Source organism: Pseudomonas flavescens (genome assembly GCF_013408425.1).
Classification (GTDB): Bacteria; Pseudomonadota; Gammaproteobacteria; order Pseudomonadales; family Pseudomonadaceae; genus Aquipseudomonas; species Aquipseudomonas fulva_A.
The window spans coordinates 5,344,112-5,366,746 of the sequence record NZ_JACBYV010000001.1 but is presented as its reverse complement, the minus strand read 5'-3'; the positions used below and the strand labels follow the sequence as shown (position 1 = coordinate 5,366,746).

Here is a 22,635-nt window from a genome sequence, read left to right as displayed (position 1 = left end):
CCAGCCCATGGAAGAAGTCGGCAAGAGCAGCGCCTTCGGGCGCCTGCTTGGCCTGCAGATCGTCAAGGCCGAAGCCGGCGAAGCGGTGATCCGCCTGAACATGCACGATGGCCTGCGCAACCTGCACGGCAAGCTGCACGGCGGCGCGCTGTTCTCGCTGATCGATAGTGCCATGGGCCAGGCCAGCCACAGCCTCAGTGACGGCGAGCCGAGCAGCGTCACCCTGGAGTGCAAGGTCAACTACATCCGCGGGGTTACCGAGGGTGAACTGAGCTGCCGGGCCTGGGTGGTACATGCCGGACGTCGCACCCAGGTGATCGAAGCCGAAGTGCACCAGCACGACAAGCTGGTCGCCAAGGCGCAGGCCACCTTCGCCTGCCTGTAGGGAACACGCTGGCCCTGCCTGCCAACAGCCTGCCAGGCCGTCGCGTCGCCCGACAGGCTTCCATCACGGGCAGCCCTTCGCCAGAGCGCCTTGCAGCGTTAGAATGCACGCTCTTATCGCCAGACGACCAACGTCAGCCATTCGCCCCCTTGTAGAGTGCAGAATCCACCCCCATATTGGGGCGACCGCTGCGTGAAGGAATGCAATCTTGAGCGACCTGTTCTCCCGCCGTCTGGCACTGCTCGGTGAGCACGCCAACCTTTCCCTGCTTTCCCAGTGCCTGCACGGCATCGAGCGCGAGTGCCTGCGCGTCGACAGCGAAGGCGAACTGGCACTGAGCGGGCACCCGGTCGCTCTCGGCTCGGCGCTCACCAACGCGCAGATCACCACGGATTATTCCGAGTCACTGCTCGAGTTCATCACCTCGACCGCCGTCGATCCGCGCGACACCCTGGACGAGCTCGACCGCATCCACCGCTTCGTCTACAGCAAGCTCGACGGCGAGTTCCTGTGGAGCCCGTCGATGCCTGGCCCGCTGCCGGACGAAGAGACCATTCCGATCGCCCGCTATGGTCACTCGCATATCGGCCAGCTCAAGTACGTCTACCGCAAGGGGCTGGCCCTTCGTTACGGCAAGACCATGCAGTGCATCGCCGGCATTCACTACAACTTCTCCCTGCCGGAGCAGCTGTGGGCCGTGCTGCAGCAGGCCGAAGGCGACACGCGCAGCGCCCGCGACTATCAGTCGTCGCGCTACATCGCGCTGATCCGCAACTTCCGCCGCTACAGCTGGTTGCTGATGTACCTGTTCGGCGCATCACCGGCGCTGGACAAGAACTTCATGCGCGGCCGTGCCCATCAGTTGCAGGAACTCGATGCCGACACCCTGTATCTGCCCTATGCCACCAGCCTGCGCATGAGCGACCTGGGTTATCAGAGCGAGGCCCAGGCCGGGCTGACGCCCTGCTACAACGACCTGGCCAGCTACACCGACAGCCTGCGCCAGGCAGTCGGTACGCCCTACCCGCCCTACGTCGACATCGGCACCAAGAAGGACGGTGACTGGCTGCAACTCAACACCAACATTCTGCAGATCGAAAACGAGTACTACTCCAACATCCGCCCGAAACGCGTGACCTACAGCGGCGAGCGGCCGATTCAGGCGCTTGTGGCCCGTGGCGTGCAGTACGTGGAAGCCCGCTGCCTGGACATCAACCCGTTCCTGCCGCTGGGCATCGACCTCACCGAATCGCGCTTCCTCGATGCTTTCCTGCTGTTCTGCGCCCTGCAGGACAGCCCGCAGTTGAGCAATGGCGAGTGCGGCAGCTGTTCCGACAACTTCCTCAAGGTGGTCAAGGAAGGTCGCCGTCCCGGCCTGCACCTGCATCGCCAGGGTGGGCCGGTGGTGCTGCAGAGCTGGGCTCATGAGCTGCTGGACGGTATCGAAGCGATCACCCGATTGCTCGACGGTAGCCAGGGTGGCGAAGCCCACGCCAGTGCCCTGCAGGCACAGCGTGCGAAAATCGACGACGCCAGCCTGACGCCATCGGCTCAGGTGCTGGCAGAACTGCAGAAGGGTGAGAGCTTTTCGGCCTTCTCCCTGCGCCAGAGCAAGCGCCATGCCGAGCATTTCCGCGGGCAACCGCTGAGTGCCGAGCAACAGGCCGAATTCGAGCAGGCTGCGCAGCGTTCCCTGCAGGAGCAGGCCGAACTGGAAGTGCATGAGGACGGTGACTTCGACAGCTTCGCCGCTGCCTATCAGGCCAGCATCCTGGCGTTGGCGGTCTGAGCGATAGCTCGATCGCTCACGCCAACCCCGTCACAAAAAAAGCCAGTGGTCATAAATCCGAGACCAGCGGCCCGGTTACACCCGCCGTATTTGGCTAGCATTGTTTGCAGGCACTCAATGCGAACCCATCTCATGAACCACCGCGAAAAAGACCAGCACTGGAGCCTGGAAAGCCTTACCAAGGCTTACCAACAGGGCTACATGGCTGGTCTGGCAGGCCACTCTTCAGACGCGCAGCCGTTCGCTGACAGCGTCCCCGCTGCAGCCTGGGAAGCAGGCTGGGTCGACGGAGAAGGCCAGCGCCGACTCAGCGCCGAGAAGATCAACCGCGCCGCCCCCAATCCCTCCACCACCAAAAAGCGCGCCTGATTACCCCCTGCAGCAGCCACTGGCCGCTGCAGGCGATGCGGGTGAGCGCCAACCGCCGGATGCCGCCCCAGCAGCAAGCGCGGGACAGCCCGACCTAAAGCGCTTTCTCGAATATCTTCGAATTACGCTGGAAGTTGTACAGCGAAGCCCGCGCCGCTGGCATGCGCTCGACGCTGCTGGGCTCGAAACCGCGCTCACGGAACCAGTGCGCCGTGCGGGTGGTGAGTACGAACAGGGTGTTGATGCCCATGGCCCGGGCGCGTTCCTCGATGCGTTCGAGCAGTTCGTCACCGCGCCCGCCGTGGCGGTACTCGGGATTGACCGCCAGGCACGCCAGCTCGCCACAAGTCGAGTCCGCAATCGGATAGAGCGCGGCGCAGGCGATGATCATGCCGTCGCGCTCGACGATGCTGAACTGGCCGATCTCGCGCTCGAGCACTTCCCGGGAGCGGCGCACCAGAATGCCCTGTTCTTCCAGCGGACTGATCAGCTCGATCAACCCGCCGACGTCGCCGATGTTCGCCTCACGCAGCGATTCGAACTGCTCGGGGTCGACCAGGGTGCCGCCCCCATCGCGGGTGAACAGTTCGGTCAGCAGCGAGCCGTCGCCGGTGTAGCTGACGATATGGCTGCGCTTGACGCCGCTGCGGCAGGCCTGGGCGGCGGCATCCAGCAGCTCGCCCTGATAGTCGCTGCCCAGGCGCGAGACATGGGCAGGAACCTGTTGCGGGCGTAGTTCGCGGATCAGCTTGCCGTCGTCGTCGAGCAGCCCCTGCTGGCTGCTGAACAGGATCAGCTTGTCGGCCGCCAGATCGATGGCCGCGCGCATGGCCACGTCCTCGCAGGCCAGGTTGAATATTTCGCCGGTGGGTGAATACCCCAGCGGCGACAACAGCACGATATTGCGCTCGTCGAGTTGGCGATTGATGCCCTTGCGGTCGATCCGCCGCACCTCGCCGGTATGGTGATAGTCGACGCCATCCAGAACGCCGATGGGCCGTGCGGTGACGTAGTTACCGCTGCTCACCCGCAGGCGCGAGCCCTGCATCGGCGAGGCGGCGATGTCCATGGACAGGCGCGCCTCGATGGCGATGCGCAACTGGCCGACTGCGTCGATCACACACTCCAGCGTCGGGCTGTCGGTCACGCGCAGGTCGCGGTGATAGACCGGTGTCAGCCCGCGATTGCTCAGGCGTGCCTCGATCTGCGGGCGCGAGCCATGCACCAGCACCAATCGCACGCCCAGGCTGTGCAACAGCACCAGGTCGTGGACGATATTGCCGAAATTGGGGTGGGCCACCCCTTCGCCGGGCAGCATGACCACGAAGGTGCAGTCCCGGTGGGCATTGATGTAGGGCGAAGCGTGGCGAAGCCAGTTGACGTAGTCGTGCATGTGCAGCGAAACCTTTGTGAAAACGAAAGAAGCATCGGTGGGCGCGAAGCACTCGCTTCGCAGGCAGGCTCAGTGCGTTATCGTCGTCGCAAAGGCATCAGCGGCAGGCTCCCTGTTTTACAGACAATAGTGACGGATCAGCTGTTGCAGCAGCTTGACCGTGGGTTGCAGGCGGTCTACATCCAGGTACTCGCCAGGCTGGTGGGCACAGTCGATGTCGCCCGGGCCGAGCACCAGCGTCTCACAGCCAAGCTGCTGGAAATACGGCGCCTCGGTACCGAAGGCCACTGCAGCTGCGGTGTGCCCGGTCAGGCGCTCGGCAAGGCGTACCAGCTCGGCATCGGCGACCTGCTCGAACGGCGGCACGCTGGGAAACAGCGGGGCGAAGTCGATGCTCACTTCATGACGCTCGGCCAGAGGCTGCAGCTTCTGACGGATTGCCGCGCGCAAGGCTTCCGGCTGCATGCCCGGCAACGGGCGCAGGTCGAACTCCAGGGAGCACTGCCCGCAGATCCGGTTGGGATTGTCGCCACCATGGATGCAACCGAAGTTGAGGGTCGGCTGCGGCACGCTGAATTGCGGGTTGCGGTACTCCTGCTGCCACTGGCGGCGCAACTGCATCAGCTCACCCATGACGTCGTGCATGGCATCCAGCGCGCTATGCCCCAGCGCCGGATTGGAGGAATGCCCGCTCTGCCCGAGGATATCGATGCGCTCCATCATCACGCCCTTGTGCAGGCGGATCGGCTTGAGCCCGGTCGGCTCGCCAATCACCGCCGCGCGGCCAAGCGGCCGCCCGGCTTCGGCCAGGGCCCGAGCGCCCGACATCGAGCTCTCTTCATCACAGGTGGCTAGGATGATCAGCGGTTGTTTGAACGGCTGGTCGAGCAGCCCCTGAACGGCCTCGATGATCAGCGCGAAGAAGCCCTTCATGTCGCACACGCCCAGGCCTACCCAGCGATCACCGGTATCGGTGAGTTTGAGCGGGTCGCTTTGCCACAAGGCTTCGTCGAAGGGAACGGTGTCGCTGTGCCCGGCCAGTACCAGGCCGCCAGGGCCACTGCCAAGGGTCGCGATCAGGTTGAACTTGCCCGGCTCGACCTGCTGTTTCTCGCAGGTGAAACCCAGGTCGCTCAGCCAGTTGGCCAACAGATCGATGACCTGAAGGTTGGATTGATCCAGCGCAGGCTGCGTGCAACTGACCGATGGCGCGGCAATCAGCGCCGCGAAACGATCCTTGAGGGTAAATGACATGGCGGCTCTCTCGGGTCGGTCGCCTCATCATAAAGAGAAGCGAGGCCCGCGAGAACCGCCAATGGAGAATTGCCGCTCAGCCAGAGTTCTTCGAGGTCTAGCGAGCTAGAGCAATGCAAGGCCTAGGCGGCCCCGCAAAAACAGGCGAGGAAGCGGCCGGGGTCGCGGGCGACTGTACTTTTGTACATGAGCATTACTCGCGTCGCTCGACCTTCGGGCCGCGCTTAAGCGCGTTAGCCGCAAGCGGCTATCCGAGCCTGTTTTTAACCCGCAGTGCCGACGCGCAGCAGACCGTCAGAGGATCACAAGAAAATCAGCATGAAGATTTCCAGATAGATGATCGCCAGCGCCGCGCCGATTGGCAGGGTGACCACCCAGGACGTGAAGATCTTGCCGACCACGGCCAGGTTCAGGGCGCCAATACCGCGTGCCAGGCCGATACCCAGTACCGCGCCCACCAGCGTGTGCGTGGTGGAGATCGGCAGACCGATGCCAGATGCAGCGACCACCGTGGCCGCGGTGGCCAGCTCGGCGGCGAAACCTCGGCTTGGGGTCAGCTCGGTGATCTTCTTGCCAATGGTGGCAATCACTTTCCAGCCGTAGGTGGCCAGGCCGATGACGATACCCACGGCGCCCATCAGCAGCACCCAGCCGGGCACCGAAGACTGACCGCCAATCGCCATGTCGCCACCGGCTTCGATCACGCCAACGACCGCAGCCAGCGGGCCCACGGCGTTGGAGACGTCACTGGCACCATGGGCGAAGGCCATGGAGCAGGCGGTGAAGATCATCAGCACCGCGAAGACTTTCTCGACGCTGGCGAAGTGGAAATCCTTGTCGGCTTCCGGGTCCAGCTTGATACGGCGCAACAGGAGAATGCCGAGACCGGCGACCAGCAGGCCGACACCGGCGGACAGCAGAATGCTCTGGCCGGTAGTGAAGTTCAGGCCAACGTGCTTGAGGCCCTTGGTGAAGGTCATCAGTGCCAGCATGAAACCGGTCAGGAACATGTACACCGGCACCCAGCGTTTGGCATTGCGGAACGGGTCTTCGGTGTCGAAGATCAACCACTGCACGCTCATGAACAGGCCAAAGGCGAGCAAGCCGGAGATGAACGGAGTGACCACCCAGCTGGAGACGATCGGTACCAGGCCGCCCCAGTTCACCGCATCGACCGACACGCTGACCGAAGCGAAGCCGATGATCGCGCCAACGATGGAGTGCGTGGTCGATACCGGCCAGCCACGCAGCGAGGCGATCAGCAGCCAGGTACCGGCAGACAGCAGAGACGCCATCATGCCCAGCACGAACATGTCGGCGGGAATCACCGACGCATCGACGATGCCGTTCTTGATGGTTTCGGTCACCTCGCCACCGGCAAGGTAGGCACCGCAGAATTCGAAAACCATGGCGATGAGAATCGCCTGCTTGATGGTCAGTGCCTTCGCACCCACCGACGTGCCCATGGCATTGGACACATCATTTGCACCGACACCCCACGCCATGAACAAACCAAAGCAGCAGGCCATCACGAGGAGTACGAAACCGTAGTCCGCGACAAGAGACATAGAGATTTACCTGTAAACCCAGAAAGGATGCTGGCGGCTTAGCGCGCCAGCAGTTGTTCCAGCCGGTTGCCCACGCGCTCGGCGCGATCGGCAATGTCTCCGACCCAGTCGATGATCCGATAGAGGAACATCACATCGACTGCGGGAAGATCCTTTTCCAGTTTGAACAAGGTGCGGCGCACCTCGATCTGCTGGCGGTCGGTCTCGCGCTCGATTTCTTCGAGCTCCTCGACCATGCGCTCGACCAGGGTGGCCTCACGACCGGCGAAACCGGCCTCGAGCAGCGAATCCAGCTCCTTCATTGCCTTCAGCGCCTGGGCGCTGGCATCCACGCAACGACGCACGTACGCCAACATCAGCGGTTGCAGGTCGACGGGAATGGTCATGGAGCGGCCCAGCATCAGCCCGGCGATGTCCTTGGCCCGGTTGGCCACCTTGTCCTGGGTGCTGAGCAATTCCAGCAGATCGGAACGTGGCACGGGCAGGAACAGGCTCTTGGGCAGGTGCATGCGCACATTCTTCTTGAGCTTGTCCGCATCGTGTTCCAGGCGAACCATCTCTTGCTGCACCTGCTCGACGCGTGTCCAGTCTTCGGCCATGACCGCCTCGAAGAATGGCACCAGATTGGCGGCGCACTCGTGAGCCTTGGCGATATGCTGTTGCATCGGCCCGATCGGCGAGCGGCCAAAAAGGCTGCTGATGAACGGATTGCTTGGCATGGGGGTGACCCCTGTCTGTCAAAGAGGCGGCAAGTATACGGATGACATCCTGGGCAAGCCAGCGCGTGTCATCGTTCCGTCACAATGACGTATTTCGTGACGGATTTTCCGCGAACGCCGGGGAAATATCGGTAAAGCTATGGTAATGCACAGTCCAGCCACTGCCTCCCGCTCCACGATGACCGTTCGCCGACCTGCATCCGTCGCGCTTTTCCACTACCCTGTACGGCCTAAGGTGCCGGGCAGCGTCCCGCACCGTGCAATCCCCGCCGCCGTCGCCGCTTCACCGAGCCCTCGCAATGAATAAAGAAACCGAAATCAAACTGCGCGCCAGTCGCGAAACCCTGGCTGCCCTGCAAACCCACCCGTTGCTGAAGAAACGCAGCAAGGGTGGCTGGGAGACGAGCGAGCTGCTCAACCAGTACTTCGACACCGAAGCGCGCGACCTCGCCGGCGCCAAGGTCGCCCTGCGCCTGCGCAAGGATGGCGATCAGGTGATTCAGACCCTGAAGAGTCGCGGTCAGAGCGTCGCCGGGCTGTCCGAGCGCAACGAGTGGGACTGGTACCTGACCAAGGCCAAACTGGATCTGAAGAAACTCGATGACAGCTGCTGGCCCGCCAGCCTGGCAGAGCTGGACAAGAAACAGCTGAAGCCGATCTTCACCACCGACTTCGTTCGTCAGCGCGCCGAGATCGCCTGGGGCCGCGGCAAGGCCAGAGTGGTCATCGAGGCCGCTCTCGATCTGGGCAAGGTGATCGTGGGCAAGCAGCAGGAAGAAATCTGCGAACTGGAACTCGAATTGCGCCAGGGCGAGCCCGAAGCGCTGCTGGAGCTGGCCGCTGAACTGGCCGCCGACCTGGCCCTGATGCCGTGCGACATCAGCAAGGCCGAGCGCGGGTACCGTCTGTTCGACGAAGCCAGCTACAGCCTGCAGTTGCCCACACCGCAATTGCAGGCCGAGCAGAGCCTGGACGACGCCGTCGCCGCCATCGGCTGGTTCCTGCTCGGCAGCAGCCAGCGCCTCGCCGAACAGTACCGTCACAATGGCCACTGGCGCCTGCTGGTCGACTGGCTGAACTGCCTGGTGGATCTGCGTGCCCTGCTCGGCAGCCTCGGCCAGGCCGCACCACGGGCCAGCAGCAGTGAGCTGCGCAAGGTACTCGACGCCCTGCTCGAAGATTGGCGCCCACGGGTGCTGGCCGGCCAGCAGGATGACACCGCTCGCCAGGACGCACCCGCGCAATTCACCGCCGAACTGGCACAGACCCGCTGGGGCCTGTTCTCGCTGAATGCCTCGCGCTGGCTGCTGGCCCGCAGTTGGACGGCCTCGCGCAACAAACGGGGCGACCGCCAGGGTGCTGCGGCCCTGCAAAGCTGGCTGCCCACCTTCATCGCTGAAGAAGGCCGCGATCTGCAGCTCAAGCGCTACCAGCAGCAGCCCGAAGATCTCGCCGAACAATTGCCGCGCCTAGAACGCCTGCTGCTCTGGCTGCACCTGGCGCGTGACGTGCTCGACGTTGCCGAGAGCGATCGCCTGTTCGGTGAGCTGAACAAACTGGCTGAACTGGCCAAGCGTCCACTGAGTCCAGAAGAACTGGAGCCACGCATGACCCAGGCGCAGATCATCATGAGTCTGAAGCCCTGGAAAACGCTGCTGAAAAACGGCTGACAAACCCGGCAGGTAGCTCGCCTACCTGCCTCGCTCGAAGACAGGACGCCCCATCGATGTTCAAACTCAGCCTGAAATCCATCATCGCGACCTGGCTCACCGGCCTGCTGGCCTTGCTGCCACTGGCGCTGACCATGGTGGTGCTGGCCTGGATCGTCAGCCTGCTGAACAACCTGATCGGCCCCTCCACGGCCATCGGTAGGCTTTTCGCGGCCCTGGGCACGCCCTTCGCGAGCAACCCCTACCTGGCCTACCTGCTCGGCACTCTGGTCCTGCTGATCAGCCTCTATCCACTTGGCCTGGCCGTGAAGCTGGGCTTGCGCAGGCCGCTTGGCTGGTTGATCGACGTAACCCTGCGCCGCACACCCCTGATCGGCAACTTCTACAATCTGGCTGACCGCTTCGTCGGCCTGCTGGACAAGAAGAACACCGACATCACCAGCATGCGCCCGGTATGGTGTTTCTTCGGCGGCGATGGCGTGGCCGTGCTGGCTCTGCAGCCCAGCTCGCAACCGGTCGATCTGGAAGGCCGTCCGCACTTCGCGATTCTCGTGCCCACCGCACCGATCCCCATCGGCGGCGGCTTGCTCTATGTACCGGCGGAATGGGTGAAGCCGGCCAACATGGGCGTCGACGCACTGACCAGCATCTACGTGTCCATGGGACTGACCCCGCCACCCGCTCTGGCAGTGCAGAGCCTGGAAGACGAAAGTGCCAAGGCCGACACTCAAGATCAGCCGCATCAGCAGGAGCAGTTGCCCCTGCGCGACGAGCAGCCACCTGTAAAAGAGTGACCGCACACAGAGCCTGCTCAAGCTTTGAACCGGCGCTTAGTCAACGTCACTGCAATCAGGCATGCTGACTGCCAGTACGGAGCACACCCTTTACCGGATCCTCAGGAGCCCGCATGTCCAGCCTCTCGCCTCAAGCCCCCGACCGCCTGCTGGACCTCAACGAGCTGCTGCGTGAACTGGTGGCCCAGGGGCGAATCGCCCAGGAGAGTGCCGAGCAATGCCTGGCGATCCGCCGCAGCGGTGCCAATAACGATCTGCATCCTCTGGAATTTCTTGCGGCCCAGCAGCTGGATGATCTGACACGCGCAGGTCGCAAGCTCGACCTGGAAAGCCTGACGCAGTGGTTGGCTCAACTGGCCGGCCAACCGTACCTGCGTATCGATCCGTTGAAGATCGATGCCGCAGCAGTCACCCCGCTGATGTCCTACGCCTTCGCGCAACGCCACAAGATTCTCGCCGTGGCGGTGAGCGCCGAATCGGTGACCATCGCCAGCGCTCAGCCTTTCATGCACAGCTGGGAAGCTAACCTCGTTCATGTGTTGAAGCGGCCAATCAAACGCGTAGTGGCCAACCCGGCGGACATCCAGCGCTTCACCGTGGAGTTCTACCGCCTGGCCCGCTCGGTCAGCGGCGCGACCAACAGCGACGCCAAGATCAGCAACGTCGGCAACTTCGAGCAACTGCTCAACCTCGGAGCCCAGGATCAGGAACCGGACGCCAACGACGCCCACGTGGTGAACATCGTCGACTGGCTGTTCCAGTACGCTTTCCAGCAGCGCGCCAGTGACATCCATATCGAGCCGCGACGGGAACAGGGTAGCGTGCGCTTTCGCATCGACGGTGTGCTGCACACCGTCTACCAATTCCCGGCCCAGGTGACCATGGCCATCGTCAGCCGCCTGAAGACGCTGGGGCGGATGAACGTCGCCGAAAAGCGCAAACCCCAGGACGGCCGGGTGAAAACCAAGACACCAGCCGGCAACGAGGTCGAGCTGCGCTTGTCGACCCTGCCGACCGCCTTCGGCGAGAAGATGGTGATGCGGATCTTCGACCCGGACGTGCTGCTGCGCGGCTTCGACCAACTGGGTTTCAGCCCGGACGACCTCAAGCGCTGGGAAAGCATGACCCGTCAGCCCAACGGCATCATTCTGGTTACCGGCCCCACTGGTTCGGGCAAGACCACCACGCTGTACACCACGCTCAAGCAGTTGGCGACCGACGAGGTGAACGTGTGCACCATCGAAGACCCCATCGAGATGATCGAGGGCGCCTTCAACCAGATGCAGGTGCAGCACAACATCGACCTGACCTTCGCCAGCGGTGTACGCGCGCTGATGCGTCAGGACCCGGACATCATCATGGTCGGCGAGATCCGCGACCTGGAAACCGCCGAGATGGCCATCCAGGCGGCACTCACCGGCCACCTGGTCCTGTCGACCCTGCATACCAACGATGCGCCAAGCGCCATCACCCGCCTGCTCGAACTGGGCGTGCCGCACTACCTGCTCAAGGCCACCCTGCTCGGCGTCATGGCCCAGCGCCTGGTGCGCACGCTGTGCCCGCATTGCAAGGCGCCGCTGGAACTCGACGAGGCAGACTGGCAGGAACTGACCCGGCCCTGGAACGCCCCCCTGCCAACCGGCGCGCACCGCGCCGTGGGCTGCGTGGAGTGTCGGGAAACCGGTTATCGCGGGCGCGCCGGGGTGTACGAGATCATGGTCCTGAACGACAGCCTCAAGCCATTGATCAGTGCCGATACCGACCTCACCCCACTGCGCCGCCAGGCCTTTAAGGACGGTATGCGCAGCCTGCGCCTGTCCGGTGCGCAGAAGATCGCCGCCGGCCAGACCACCATCGAGGAAGTGTTGCGCGTGACACCGCAAAGCGAGCAGCGTTAATCTCCGCTGAACGGGCTCAACGGGCCCGATTCAGCCAGGAGCGGCGCCATGAACATCCGCCAGAAGATGCTTGCCTGTGGGGCCGTCAGCATCATTGCCACGCTTCTGGTGGGGGGCATCGGCCTCTGGGGGCAGTCGCTGCTGAGCGATGCTCTGGTCGCCAACGAAGTGAATGCCAATGCACTGCGCAATCACATGGACGGCGACATGATGCACGACGCCCTGCGTGCCGATGTGCTCGGCGCGTTCCTGACCGCTCCCGGCGACAGCGCTGCAGCCACGCAGGTGCGCGACGATCTGCAGGAGCACAGCGATCGCTTTCGCCAGGCAATGGCAGAAAACGCCAAGCTGCCGTTGGCAGCCGACATTCGCCAGGCCATCGATGAGCTTGGCCCGGTTCTCGAGAACTATATCCAGTCCGCGACCCGCATCGTCGGGCAGGCCCTCGTCGACCCGGCGGCAGCACGCACGCTGATGCCCGAATTCTCGCGCAGCTTCGGTGAACTGGAAGAGCGCAACGAGGCGATCAGCGCGCAGATCGAGGCCAGCGTCGCACAGACCCGCACGGACACCGAAGCCATGGTGCGCCAGGCCTCCTGGTGGCAGTGGAGCAGCCTGGGCCTGGCGTGCCTGCTGATCCTGTGGATAACCCGACGCCTGCTGCAATCGGTCCTGCAACCGCTGGCGAAAATCATCCATGCAGCGCGCACCATGGCTCAGGGCAACCTGAGCACGACCATCAGCGTCGACAGCCAGGACGAGGCCGGGCAATTGCAGCAGGCCCTGGCGGAGATGCAGGCCAGCCTGCGCCGAATGATCGAGACCATTCGTACCGAGAGCGAAGAACTTCGCAAGGCCTCCCACAACCTCAGTGAAACCTCCGGTGAAGTCGCCAGAGGCGCCAGCGAGCAGGCTGACGCGGCGACCAGCATGGCCGCCGCCATGGAACAGATGATTGGCAACATCGCCCAGATCGCCGAACACACCCGCAGCGCCCGAGACATTTCCGAACACTCGGAGCACCTGACGAAAAGCGGTGGGCATGTGATTCTCGGTGTGGTCGACGGCATGAATCACATCGCTGACGCAGTCAACCAGTCGTCCCGGACCATCACCGCACTCGGCCAGTCATCCGAGGAAATCAACTCGATCATCCAGGTGATCCGAAGCATCGCCGAGCAGACCAACCTGCTCGCGCTAAACGCAGCCATCGAGGCGGCACGCGCCGGTGAAGCCGGGCGTGGCTTCGCCGTGGTGGCCGACGAGGTACGCAGCCTGGCAGCGCGCACAGCGCAATCGACCCAGGAAATCACCGGCATGATCCAGCGTATCCGCGAGTCCACGGTACAGGCGGTAAAAAGCATGGACTCGGGGGTCAGCCGGGTGAACGAGGGCGTCGGCATGGCGCAACAGGCCAATACCTCCATCAACGAGATTCGCCAGGGCGTACAGCGCTCGGCTCAGATGGTCGACGAGATCTCCCACACCATCACCGAACAATCCAAAGCCAGCAATGAAGTCGCCGAACGGGTGGAGATGATCAGCGAGGTCGCCCAGCGTAACAACCAGGCCATGCAGGAGCTGGCGAGCATGCTGGTGCAGATGGACAACTCGGCTCAGGCGATGCAGGCCTCGGTGCGACGTTTCGAGCTGTAAGCGAGGCTCTGCGCTGTGATACCAGCGCTCTCAGGATGAACAGTGGAACCAGTGACCCGGGCGCGCACTCTCAAGGAATAGAAAAACCAACAGGAGTTACCGCTATGCGCCGTCTAAGTTCGTTGCTGTTCGCTGGCCTGTTCCTGGCCGCATCTTCCCAGGCATTCTCTGCCAACCTGCGCGATATCCTGTCATCGGGTGCGACCACTGCGTCGACCTACCTGACGTTCAAGGACAACAAGATGATCATCCCTGCGCAGGACGATGCCAGCAGCTACATCGCCAGCAATGGCGAGATCCGTGGCCCGTACCTGGAAGCGGCACTGCAGAAGATTCGTGCGGATCACCCCGATCTGCAAGCCAGCGATCTGGAGCTGGCCACGGCGATTCTCACTGCCCAGCAGTGACGGAGAAGCCGGCCAAGGGGCCGGCTTTTTCATGCGCCTTCGATGGCTCAGCCGTCGATGCTGGCTTCATAACCGGCGCTGTCGAGCAGCTTCTCCAGTTGTGCGGCATCGCTGGGCTGCAGCTTGAAGAACCAGCTGCCATATGGATCGTTGTTGACGCTTTCCGGGCTGTCGGCGAGCGCTTCGTTGATCGCGATCACTTCACCACCGACCGGTGCATAGATGTCGGAAGCCGCTTTCACCGATTCAACCACACCGGCTTCCTGACCGGCGTCCAGCACCTTGCCGACTTCCGGCAACTCGATGAACACCACATCACCCAGAGCTTCCTGAGCATGATCGGAAATGCCCACGGTTATGCTGCCGTCGGCCTCGAGTCGCGCCCACTCGTGGCTGGTGGCGTAACGCAGATCGGCGGGGATAGAGCTCATGTTGTCGTTCCTCATCAGACAGGACGGCGACCGCGCCGTCAGGGAAATTTAGCAGGTGCGCACAGGTTGCATCCAGCCGCATGTAGCGGCCGCGTCTGGCCAACCATCGCTCGACCAGATTCAGCCGACCGTATCAGATCAACACTTTGCCGTGGCGGACGAAATTCGGCTGCACGACGCGCAGCGGGTACCACTTGCCGCGGATTTCCACCTCGGCGCGATCCCCTGTCTTGGCCGGCACTCGGGCCAGGGCGATGGACTTGCCCAGGGTGGGCGAAAAGCTGCCGCTGGTGATTTCACCTTCGCCCACGCCATCGACCCGCACAACCTGATGAGCACGCAGCACACCGCGCTCTTCGAGCACCACGCCAACCAGGCGTGAGTGCGAGCCATCCTGATGCTGGCGCTGCAGCGCTTCGCGGCCAATGAAGGCACGTTCAGCCGGCTCCCAGGCCAGCGTCCACGCCAGGTTGGCAGCCAGCGGGGAAACCTGCTCATCCATGTCCTGGCCGTAGAGATTCATGCCGGCCTCCAGGCGCAAGGTATCGCGCGCGCCCAGGCCGATCGGCGAAATACCCGCGCCGACCAGGTCATTGAAAAAGGTCACCGCTTCGCCAGCCGGCAACATGATTTCCAGACCATCTTCACCGGTGTAGCCGGTACGCGCGATGAACCACTGACCATCGGGCAGACCCTGGAACGGCTTGAGTTCGTGGATCAGGCTGGCACGGGCCTGGCTCACCAGTTCGCTGGTCTTGGCGCGTGCCTTGGGCCCCTGGATGGCGAACATCGCCAGATCGCTGCGCTCGTGCAGCTCGACAGCGAAATCGGTGCTCTGCGCGCGCATCCAGGCCAGATCCTTGTCGCGGGTGGCCGCGTTGACAACCAGCCGGTAGCTTGGCGCATCCGATGCATCGAGGAGATAGACGATCAGATCATCGATCACGCCGCCCTCTTCGTTGAGCATGGCGCTGTAAAGCGCCTTGCCCGGCGCCTGCAGACGTGCCACGTCGTTGGCCAGCAGGTGCTGCAGGTAGCCCCGGGCATCGCTACCCAGCACATCGACGACGGTCATGTGCGAGACATCGAAAACCCCGCAATCGCGGCGCACCTGATGGTGCTCCTCGACCTGCGAGCCATAGTGCAGCGGCATGTCCCAGCCGCCGAAGTCGACCATCTTCGCGCCGAGCGCGAGGTGCAGGTCGTAAAGAGGTGTGCGCTGTCCCATGGGATCTCCTTCCGGGCGTTGCAAGGCCGTGGCGCGCACTGATCGGGCCACTCCGGCACAGACGGAGATGGGCACATGACGGGCCGCAGCGAATGGCGCGCATTGTAGCCGCATGGTCGAAGCCGGTCATCTTGGACATTGGCAGGCCTTGTAACAAAGCCCGCAGGACACGCCATGAGGCAGCCCGGCGCCTGCCTGGCGACCGTTTATCCGATTCGCCGGGCCGAGCGGCGAATCAGCAGAATCACCGGCAACAGCCCCACCAGCACCAGGGTCAGGGCCGGTAACGCAGCCCGAGCCAACTCCCCCTCGCTGGTCATTTCGAAGATGCGCACGGCCAGCGTGTCCCAGCCGAAAGGCCGCATCAGCAATGTGGCGGGCATTTCCTTGAGCACATCGACGAACACCAGCAACCCGGCAGACAGCGCGCCGGGCATCAGCAACGGCAGATAGACCCGCAGGAACAGCGGCACGCCGCCGACGCCCAGGCTGCGCGATGCCTGGGGCAGCGAAGGACGGATGCGCGCGAGGCTGTTTTCCAATGGTCCGTAGGCCACTGCCAGAAAGCGGATCAGGTAGGCCAGCAATAACGCCCCCAGGCTGCCGAGCAGCAGGGCCTTGCCGGTGCCACCCAGCCAGGTCGAGAGGGGGATGACCACCCCGTTATCCAGGGTGCTGAAGGCCAGCATGATCGCCACGGCCAGCATCGAACCGGGTAGCGCATAACCGAGGTTGGCCAGACCGACGGTGGCGCCCATCAGCCGCGTGGGGGCCAGACGCCGGGCGAACGCCAGCAGCAACGCCACGGACACGGTGATCAACGCTGCCGCAGCGCCCAGATACAGGGTGTGCTGGATCAGTGCCAGGTAGCGCTCATCCAGATCGAAGCGCCCGCGCTGCCAGAACCAAACAAGCAGTTGCAGCACCGGGATTAAGAAACCACAGGCGAATACCAGCAGGCACCAACCACTGGCCGCAAACGCTCGCCATCCGCTGAGGTGGTACAGCGCGCCACTTCGCGGTCGCTCGGCGCAAGGCCTTACGGCTCCACGCGCCCGACGCTCGCCATAGAGCACCAGCATCACCGCGAACAACAGCAGGCAAGCCAGCTGCGCGGCGCTACCCAGGCTGTAGAAGCCATACCAGGTCTTGTAGATGGCCGTGGTGAAGGTATCGAAATTGAAGACCGACACGGCGCCGAAGTCGGCCAGGGTTTCCATCAGTGCCAGCGCCAGCCCGGCGCCGATGGCGGGCCGCGCCATCGGCAGGGCGACCCGCCAGAAGGCCTGCCAGGGCGAATGACCGAGGGTACGGGCGGCTTCCATCAGCCCCCTGCCCTGGGCCAGGAACGCGTTGCGAGCAAGCAAGTAGACGTAGGGGTAGAAAACCAGCACCAGAACGATGATCACCCCGCCAGTGGAACGCACCCGCGGAAACCGTATACCCGTGCCGAACCACTCGCGCAGCAAGGTCTGTACCGGGCCGGAGAAATCCAGCAGACCGACGAACACGAAGGCCAGCACGTAAGCGGGGATGGCGAATGGCAGCATCAGCGCCCAATCGAGCCAGCGCCGCCCGGGAAACTCGCAGAGACTGGTCAGCCAGGCCAGGCTCACGCCCAGCAGGGTCACGCCAACGCCTACGCCAAGCACCAGGATCAGGGTGTTGCCGATCAACCGCGGCATCTGCGTCTGCCACAGGTGCGACCAGATCTGCCGATCCACCTCGTGCCAGCTGACCAGTAGAACCAGCAGGGGCATGAGCACCAACAGGGCCACGGCGAAGGCGATGGGGTACCAGCGACGCTGGGCAGGATGAGCCACGCAAACTCCTGGAAAACGCAAAGCAAGACGCCCCGTACAGGCCGGGGCGTCGAATTACGGATGCCTGAGGAGCGGGTCGACGGCTCGCTCAGGCACAGCGGTCAGTCATCAGTTCCAGCCAGCGCGGTCCATCAGGCGGATGGCTTCGGCCTGGCGCTTGCCTGCCACTTCCACGGCAATGCTGTCGGCCTTGAACTCGCCCCAGGAGGCGACTTCCGCGGATGGCTTGACCGCTGGATTGGCCGGAAACTCCTTGTTGGCGTCGGCGAAGATGTTCTGCGCCTCGGCACTGGTCATCCACTCGACCAGCTTTTGAGCGGCCTCAGGATTCGGCGCATTCTTGGTCAGGCCGACACCGGACAGGTTGACGTGCACACCGCGGTCCTGCTGATTCGGCCAGAACAGCTTGGCCTTGAGATCAGGCTTCTGCTCGTGCAGGCGACCGAAGTAGTAGGTATTGACGATGCCAACATCGCACTGGCCAGCGGCAACGGCATTGATCACCGAGTTGTCATCGGGAAACACGTCGGTGGCCAGGTTGTTGATCCAACCCTTGACGATCTCTTCGGTCTTGGCCTCGCCATGGGTCTCGATCAGCGTGGCGGTGAGCGACTGGTTGTAGACCTTCTTGCTGGTGCGCAGGCACAGGCGACCTTCCCAGTTCTTGTCGGCCAGCGCTTCGTAGGTGGTCAGCTCGCCATCCTTGACGCGCTCGGGCGAGAACACGATGGTCCGTGCGCGCAGCGACAGGCCAGTCCACGCACCACTGGCGGCGCGATACTGAGCGGGAATGTTGGCGTCGACGACGCTGGATTTCATGGGCTGCAGAATGCCCATCTGTTCGGCCTGCCAGAGGTTGCCAGCATCCACGGTGAGCAGCAGATCCGCCGGCGTGTTCTCGCCTTCGGCCTTGATGCGCTCCATCAGCGGCGCTTCCTTGTCGGTGATGAACTTCACCGCGACCCCGGTCTTGGCGGTGTAGGCATCGAACACCGGCTTGATCAGCTCATCGATACGCGAGGAGTAGACGACCACTTCATCGGCCGCCTGCACAGCGCTGGCGAGCGTACTGAGGGTGAAAACAGCGAGAAGCGCACGGCGTACCGACATGGCAAGAACCTTATGGAAGCTGAAAGAGCGTTGATGATAGTGACTCTCATCTACGCCGCACACTGCCAGGTCATTGCCGGATATTACCGCCGTCGCCAAACGTCGAGTGCCCACGTCCCCGTGAGCACCCGATAACGCATCAGTAGTTGTATTGCAGGCTGGTCATGACATTGCGCGGTGCGCCATACAAGCCTGCTGCCGTGGTGGTGAGGTACTCCTTGTCGAACAGGTTGTTGAGGTTCACCGATGCCGACAACGCCGGCGTGAGCTGGTACTTCGCCATGAGGTTGACCAGCGCGTAGCTGCTCTGCGTGGTCGCGTAGCTGAGGTCGTAGCCACTCTCGCTCTGCCAATTCACACCACCACCAACGGTGAGCTTGTCCAGGGCGCCCGGCAGCCGATAGCTGGTGAACAGCTTGACGCTGTTGCGCGGGATCTCGGTGACGATCCGCTTGTCGTCGTCATTGAAACTGACGCTGTAGGAGTAGCCCCCCGTGAGCTGCCAACCGTCGGCGAGCTCACCATTGACCTCCAGCTCCACACCCTCGCTGGTCGTGCCGTTTTCCGCCTTGTAGGCCTGGAAGCCACTGGGCTGCAGCAGGCTGCCGTTGGCCACCGCAAGGTTGTCCTGCTCGACGCGGAACACCGCCAGGCTGCCGTTGAGGCGGCCGTCGTAGAAGTCGGCCTTCAGCCCGAGCTCGTAGCCGGTGCCTTCCTGAGGATCCAGAGGCGTGCCGTTGACGTCGCGGATGTTGGCGTTCTGCGGGTTGAAGATCTGCGTGTAGCTGGCGTAGGCCGTCCAGGTGTCATCGAGGTCGTAGACGAAGCCCGCGTAGGGAATGACGATCCCGGTTTCGGTACGCTCCGTCTTGCTGGTGGCGCCACCATACAAGCGGCTTTTGCTCTCGCGATTCCAGTCCACCACGCGCGCGCCGAGGATCAGGCTGGCTGCATCGGTCAGGTGCCAGCGCGACGTCAGGTAGGCGGCATACTGGGTTTCGGTCAAATCGCTCTCGCCGATCTTGTTGAACACCGGTTTCGGCGCCTGGCCGTTCCAGCCATAGATGTTGTCGATGCTGCCGGCATAACTGGAGCCCGGGCGTTGCCAGCCTCCGTAGTTGGAGGTTCCCCGCTCCTCGAGACGCGACAGGGTCACCCCGCCGATAAGCTCGTGCTCGCGCCCCAGCAGCGGGAAGAAGCCGGTCAGATAGGCGTCGAGATTGTCCTGCTCGGGCGTCGCCTGCCAGCGGGTCGGCATGATGTAGGCACCCGAGCCAGTAGCCGGATCGATCAGGCCATCCATGTAGCTGACCACGGTGTCGTAATCGTTGCGCGCGTGGCTGTACTCCAGCTTGCCGCTCCAGCCATTGGCGAACTGCTGTTCGACGGAGGTGAACAGCGTGCTCTGCTGGCGATCGTAGTACGTCCAGTCAGGCGAGCTGTTGAACGAGCGCTTGATGTCGGTTCTTCCGCCGTCGGTCGTGAACAATGGAAAGCCGGTGCGCATCGGCGCGTTGCTGTTGGTCGTCTGATGGCTGAAACCCAGGGTCAGCAGGGTCGATTCGCTCAGATCCAGCTCGGTGATGCCGTAGACGGTGCTCACCTCCTGGCTGAAGCGGTCGATCCAGGCGTGCTGATCCTTGTGATCGACGACGAAACGCCCGCGCACGTTACCGCTCTCGGTCAACGCACCGCCGACATCCACCCCCAAGCCGTAACGGTCCCAGCTACCGGCTTCGGCCGACAGCTGCACCTGAGGTTCGATGCCCGGGCGCTTGCGGATCAGGTTGATGGTCGCGGAAGGATTGCCCAGGCCGCTGACCAGGCCCGTGGCGCCACGCACCACCTCCACGCGGTCGTACATGGCGGTGTTCTGGGTGTAGTTGTCCATGCCCGCCGAGGTCGGTACGCCGTCGATGGCGAAGTTGCGAATGGCGAAGCCGCGCGACAGATAGGTGGTGCTGTCGGCCCCCAGACTTTCGCGAATCACGGTGATGCCGGCAGTGGCATCCAGGGCATCGGTCAGGGTGTCGAGGTTCTGGTCATCCATACGCTGGCGGGTCAGCACGGTGACCGATTGTGGCGTCTCCTTGAGTGACAGGTTCAGGCGCGTCGAGCTGCTGGACGATTCCGTGGTGTAGGAGCCCGTGCCCTCGGTGGTCGAACCCGGCGCCTTGCCGGAAATGCTCAACGCAGAGAGCTCAACTCCTTGGCCCCGACTGGCAGGTACCAGCACATAACTGCCGTTGCCCTGACGCTGGGCCTGCAAACCGCTGCCCTGCAGCAGACGTGCGAGTCCTTCGTCGACGCCGTAATCGCCCTGCAGGCCCGGCGAGTCGAGCCCTTCGGTCTGCACGGCAGCGAATGAAAGCGTCACCCCGGCGACCGTTGCGAACTGGCTCAGCGCGGTACCCAGCGAGCCAGGCGCAATACGGTAGCTCTGCACCCCTGCCTCCTGCGCCAGGGCGTGGCTCGGCAAGGCGCAGAGCATGGGTATCGGCGCGCCGGCCAGACCGAACAGGGCCAGGTGAACGGCGCGAGCCATCGGCTTGGCTGGCGAGAGAAAGCGGGGCATGGTCATTTCCTTGTCATGGGCTGGGCAGATCCGCGGCGATGCAAAACCGCTTCATGTGCTTGGCCGAATGAGAATGAAAATCGGCAACCCCGGATGGCTGTTTTTTTTGCAGGCCCGATCAGGCAGCCTCGATTCGCGCCCAGTAACGACTCAGGTAACGCACTCGAATCGGCAGCGAGGCGCCCAGGTTTTCCAGAATGATGTCCGTGTCGTCGATCCGGAAAGCACCAGAGAGGCGCAAGTCTGCCACCGCGTCGGCACAGCTGAGATAGCCGGGACGGTAGCGCCCCAGTTCGGCGACGAAGGCATCCAGGCGCCAGTCGATCACCGTCAGCATGCCCTGCGCCCAGGCACCTGCTCCCGGCGGCAATGCGCTGGGCGTGCCGACCGCAGCGGCCTCCACAGCGACTCGCTGATTGGCGCCGATATGCACTGCCCGACCAGGTTGCCGGGCCGCACGCACTTCGACCTCATCTTCCAGCACCGCAACCTGAGTGCTGTCGCCCTCGCAGCGCACGCTGAAACAGGTACCCAACGCCCGTACACTGCCCTGCGCGGTATGCACCACGAAAGGCCGTCCGGCCGGATCGGCAGCGGTACGCACGAGTATCTCGCCGCGATGCAACTGCAGTTGTCGCAGGCTGGCGTCGAAACGGATATCCACCGCTGTCGCGGTATTCAGATCCAGCACGCTGCCATCGCTCAGTTGCAGGTGACGACGCTCGCCAGTGGCCGTGCGCTGATCGGCAAGCCAGTCCTGAGTCGGCGCCAGGTCGAAGGACGCCCAGCCTGCGGCCCCGGAGGCGAGCAGCAGGCCCAGGGTCTTCAGCACCGCACGTCGCCGCGCCCGCACACCGTCCAGCGCGGGCAGCGCCACATCCGCCGGCAGGCCGCCGAGCTGATGCTGCAGGCGCTCCACCCGTGCCCAGGCCTGGCGGTGCCCGGGGTGCTGCGCGAGCCACTCGCGATGCGCCAGACGCTCGGCCTCGCTCGGCGGCGTGGCGTTGAGTTGCACATACCAGGTGGCGGCCGCTTCCAGGGTCTGGCGATCCATGGCTCAGTCTTCCATCAACAACAGGCAGTGGGTCATGGCGCGGATCATGTGCTTCTTCACCGTGGTCACCGACACGCCGAGGCGCTCGCCGGTAGCCACATAACTGAGCCCTTCCAGTTGCACCGCCAGGAAAATGCGCCGTGTGCGCTCACCAAGACCGTCGAGCATGGCATCGACCGCAGTGAGGGTTTCGAGGATCAGCAGACGGGTCTCCGGCGAGATGTCCATGGGCTCGGGACGCAGCGCCAGTACATCGAGATAGGCCTGCTCGACGGCCTGGCGGCGAAACTTGTCGATCATCAGCGCGCGGGCGATGGCGCTCAGGTAGGTACGCGGCTCGCGGATGGCCTGCACGTCGCGGGCGCTGAGCACCCGCACAAAGGTGTCCTGAGCCAGGTCGGCGGCATCGCTGGTATTGCCCAGGCGTGCCCGCAGCCAGCCCTTGAGCCAGCCGTTATGTTCGCTGTAGAGAAGATGCAACGCGGAATGATCCGGGCCGGACATGGCAGCAC

19 protein-coding genes are annotated in these 22,635 nt (G+C 63.6%); 8 read left to right on the top strand and 11 right to left on the bottom strand.

Going from position 1 to position 22,635, the window contains the following annotated elements:
- Positions 1-7 precede the first annotated feature (7 nt).
- From FHR27_RS24010 to rmf, 3 genes are all read left to right on the top strand, one after another.
- Positions 8-385, top strand: a complete 378-nt coding sequence (locus FHR27_RS24010; protein ID WP_042552341.1) for a PaaI family thioesterase — start codon at positions 8-10, stop codon at positions 383-385.
- Positions 386-593: 208 nt separating this feature from the next.
- Positions 594-2,174 carry a glutamate--cysteine ligase gene (gene gshA / locus FHR27_RS24005; RefSeq protein ID WP_179539748.1) on the top strand — a complete coding sequence of 527 codons (1,581 nt, stop codon included), beginning with the start codon at positions 594-596 and terminating at the stop codon, positions 2,172-2,174.
- 132 nt (positions 2,175-2,306) lie between these two features.
- A complete protein-coding gene (gene rmf, locus FHR27_RS24000) occupies positions 2,307-2,543 on the top strand; it encodes a ribosome modulation factor (RefSeq protein ID WP_042552330.1) in 237 nt (78 codons plus the stop codon).
- Between the two features lie 94 nt (positions 2,544-2,637).
- Here the strand turns inward: rmf and argA are convergent, their stop codons facing one another.
- The 4 genes from argA to FHR27_RS23980 all read right to left on the bottom strand — a co-directional run bounded on the left by argA (position 2,638) and on the right by FHR27_RS23980 (position 7,477).
- Positions 2,638-3,936 (bottom strand): amino-acid N-acetyltransferase, encoded by a 1,299-nt coding sequence (gene argA / locus FHR27_RS23995; protein WP_042552329.1) that lies wholly within the window; start codon positions 3,934-3,936, stop codon positions 2,638-2,640.
- A 117-nt stretch (positions 3,937-4,053) separates the two neighbouring features.
- The gene (argE, locus tag FHR27_RS23990) at positions 4,054-5,190 is read right to left on the bottom strand and encodes an acetylornithine deacetylase (RefSeq protein ID WP_042552328.1); all 1,137 of its coding nucleotides are present in this window, start codon (positions 5,188-5,190) and stop codon (positions 4,054-4,056) included.
- Positions 5,191-5,492: 302 nt separating this feature from the next.
- Positions 5,493-6,758 (bottom strand): inorganic phosphate transporter, encoded by a 1,266-nt coding sequence (locus tag FHR27_RS23985; RefSeq protein WP_042552327.1) that lies wholly within the window; start codon positions 6,756-6,758, stop codon positions 5,493-5,495.
- Between the two features lie 38 nt (positions 6,759-6,796).
- Positions 6,797-7,477 carry a TIGR00153 family protein gene (locus tag FHR27_RS23980; RefSeq protein ID WP_042552326.1) on the bottom strand — a complete coding sequence of 227 codons (681 nt, stop codon included), beginning with the start codon at positions 7,475-7,477 and terminating at the stop codon, positions 6,797-6,799.
- A gap of 299 nt (positions 7,478-7,776) precedes the next feature.
- Between FHR27_RS23980 and FHR27_RS23975 the strand changes: the two genes are divergently transcribed.
- The 5 genes from FHR27_RS23975 to FHR27_RS23955 all read left to right on the top strand — a co-directional run bounded on the left by FHR27_RS23975 (position 7,777) and on the right by FHR27_RS23955 (position 13,902).
- A complete protein-coding gene (locus FHR27_RS23975) occupies positions 7,777-9,147 on the top strand; it encodes a CYTH domain-containing protein (protein WP_179539747.1) in 1,371 nt (456 codons plus the stop codon).
- Positions 9,148-9,203: 56 nt separating this feature from the next.
- Entirely contained in the window at positions 9,204-9,941 is a 738-nt protein-coding gene (locus FHR27_RS23970) for a DUF502 domain-containing protein (protein ID WP_257026973.1), read from the top strand.
- Between the two features lie 113 nt (positions 9,942-10,054).
- Positions 10,055-11,839: a GspE/PulE family protein gene (locus tag FHR27_RS23965; protein WP_179539746.1), complete on the top strand. Its 1,785-nt coding sequence runs from the start codon at positions 10,055-10,057 to the stop codon at positions 11,837-11,839.
- 48 nt (positions 11,840-11,887) lie between these two features.
- Positions 11,888-13,495, top strand: a complete 1,608-nt coding sequence (locus tag FHR27_RS23960; protein ID WP_179539745.1) for a methyl-accepting chemotaxis protein — start codon at positions 11,888-11,890, stop codon at positions 13,493-13,495.
- A 104-nt stretch (positions 13,496-13,599) separates the two neighbouring features.
- On the top strand, positions 13,600-13,902 hold the full coding sequence (locus FHR27_RS23955; protein ID WP_082045714.1) for a DUF2388 domain-containing protein: 303 nt from the start codon (positions 13,600-13,602) through the stop codon (positions 13,900-13,902).
- Positions 13,903-13,949: 47 nt separating this feature from the next.
- Here the strand turns inward: FHR27_RS23955 and gcvH are convergent, their stop codons facing one another.
- From gcvH to FHR27_RS23920, 7 genes are all read right to left on the bottom strand, one after another.
- The gene (gene gcvH / locus FHR27_RS23950; protein WP_042552321.1) at positions 13,950-14,333 is read right to left on the bottom strand and encodes a glycine cleavage system protein GcvH; all 384 of its coding nucleotides are present in this window, start codon (positions 14,331-14,333) and stop codon (positions 13,950-13,952) included.
- 133 nt (positions 14,334-14,466) lie between these two features.
- A complete protein-coding gene (gcvT, locus tag FHR27_RS23945) occupies positions 14,467-15,561 on the bottom strand; it encodes a glycine cleavage system aminomethyltransferase GcvT (RefSeq protein ID WP_042552320.1) in 1,095 nt (364 codons plus the stop codon).
- A 206-nt stretch (positions 15,562-15,767) separates the two neighbouring features.
- Positions 15,768-17,384, bottom strand: a complete 1,617-nt coding sequence (locus FHR27_RS23940) for an ABC transporter permease (protein ID WP_179539744.1) — start codon at positions 17,382-17,384, stop codon at positions 15,768-15,770.
- A gap of 108 nt (positions 17,385-17,492) precedes the next feature.
- Complete coding sequence (locus FHR27_RS23935) at positions 17,493-18,494, bottom strand: extracellular solute-binding protein (RefSeq protein WP_042552318.1); 1,002 nt, start codon at positions 18,492-18,494, stop codon at positions 17,493-17,495.
- 139 nt (positions 18,495-18,633) lie between these two features.
- Positions 18,634-21,069, bottom strand: a complete 2,436-nt coding sequence (locus FHR27_RS23930; protein WP_179539743.1) for a TonB-dependent siderophore receptor — start codon at positions 21,067-21,069, stop codon at positions 18,634-18,636.
- A gap of 118 nt (positions 21,070-21,187) precedes the next feature.
- Positions 21,188-22,123 carry a FecR domain-containing protein gene (locus FHR27_RS23925; protein ID WP_042552317.1) on the bottom strand — a complete coding sequence of 312 codons (936 nt, stop codon included), beginning with the start codon at positions 22,121-22,123 and terminating at the stop codon, positions 21,188-21,190.
- Between the two features lie 3 nt (positions 22,124-22,126).
- Positions 22,127-22,627, bottom strand: a complete 501-nt coding sequence (locus tag FHR27_RS23920) for a sigma-70 family RNA polymerase sigma factor (RefSeq protein ID WP_179539742.1) — start codon at positions 22,625-22,627, stop codon at positions 22,127-22,129.
- Between the last annotated feature and the right edge of the window lie 8 nt (positions 22,628-22,635).

Coding starts and splice junctions, on each gene's coding strand:
- FHR27_RS23970 (WP_257026973.1), top strand. CDS start 9,204: ATGTTCAAACTCAGCCTGAAATCCATCATCGCGACCTGGCTCACCGGC.
- FHR27_RS23920 (WP_179539742.1), bottom strand. CDS start 22,627: ATGTCCGGCCCGGATCATTCCGCGTTGCATCTTCTCTACAGCGAACAT.
- argA (WP_042552329.1), bottom strand. CDS start 3,936: ATGCACGACTACGTCAACTGGCTTCGCCACGCTTCGCCCTACATCAAT.
- FHR27_RS23955 (WP_082045714.1), top strand. CDS start 13,600: ATGCGCCGTCTAAGTTCGTTGCTGTTCGCTGGCCTGTTCCTGGCCGCA.
- FHR27_RS23965 (WP_179539746.1), top strand. CDS start 10,055: ATGTCCAGCCTCTCGCCTCAAGCCCCCGACCGCCTGCTGGACCTCAAC.
- FHR27_RS23935 (WP_042552318.1), bottom strand. CDS start 18,494: ATGTCGGTACGCCGTGCGCTTCTCGCTGTTTTCACCCTCAGTACGCTC.
- FHR27_RS23985 (WP_042552327.1), bottom strand. CDS start 6,758: ATGTCTCTTGTCGCGGACTACGGTTTCGTACTCCTCGTGATGGCCTGC.
- gcvT (WP_042552320.1), bottom strand. CDS start 15,561: ATGGGACAGCGCACACCTCTTTACGACCTGCACCTCGCGCTCGGCGCG.
- FHR27_RS23925 (WP_042552317.1), bottom strand. CDS start 22,123: ATGGATCGCCAGACCCTGGAAGCGGCCGCCACCTGGTATGTGCAACTC.
- FHR27_RS23960 (WP_179539745.1), top strand. CDS start 11,888: ATGAACATCCGCCAGAAGATGCTTGCCTGTGGGGCCGTCAGCATCATT.
- FHR27_RS23975 (WP_179539747.1), top strand. CDS start 7,777: ATGAATAAAGAAACCGAAATCAAACTGCGCGCCAGTCGCGAAACCCTG.
- gcvH (WP_042552321.1), bottom strand. CDS start 14,333: ATGAGCTCTATCCCCGCCGATCTGCGTTACGCCACCAGCCACGAGTGG.
- rmf (WP_042552330.1), top strand. CDS start 2,307: ATGAACCACCGCGAAAAAGACCAGCACTGGAGCCTGGAAAGCCTTACC.
- FHR27_RS23930 (WP_179539743.1), bottom strand. CDS start 21,069: ATGCCCCGCTTTCTCTCGCCAGCCAAGCCGATGGCTCGCGCCGTTCAC.
- argE (WP_042552328.1), bottom strand. CDS start 5,190: ATGTCATTTACCCTCAAGGATCGTTTCGCGGCGCTGATTGCCGCGCCA.
- FHR27_RS24010 (WP_042552341.1), top strand. CDS start 8: ATGGAAGAAGTCGGCAAGAGCAGCGCCTTCGGGCGCCTGCTTGGCCTG.
- FHR27_RS23980 (WP_042552326.1), bottom strand. CDS start 7,477: ATGCCAAGCAATCCGTTCATCAGCAGCCTTTTTGGCCGCTCGCCGATC.